This is a genomic window from Halomonas sp. ND22Bw (assembly GCF_003011945.1).
Classification (GTDB): domain Bacteria; phylum Pseudomonadota; class Gammaproteobacteria; order Pseudomonadales; family Halomonadaceae; genus Halomonas; species Halomonas halophila.
Genome location: NZ_PXWD01001205.1, coordinates 1 through 259, shown reverse-complemented (window position 1 = coordinate 259; position 259 = coordinate 1). Strand labels below are relative to the sequence as shown.

Annotated in this window: 1 pseudogene; it reads left to right on the top strand. The window is 68.3% G+C overall.

Annotated elements, in window-relative coordinates:
* Positions 1–259 (top strand): annotated as a pseudogene (locus CVH10_RS21995) (hypothetical protein); the annotation flags it as partial.

The following is a 259-nucleotide window of genomic DNA, read 5'->3' as shown; positions in this document are numbered from 1 at the left end:
GGGTGGGCGTGCATACCGATATCTCCGAGCAGCGCCTGGCCGAGGCCGAGCTGCGCGAATCGAACGAGGAGATCCAGCGCTACGCCTACATCGTGAGCCACGATCTGCGCGCGCCCCTCGTCAACGTGATGGGCTTCACCAGCGAGCTCGACGCCACACGCGAGGACGTGCGCGCCGCCCTGGGCGATCATCCGCAGGCGGCGCGGATCGATGCCGATCTCGAGGAAGCCCTCGGCTTCATCAAGGCGGCCGTGACCCG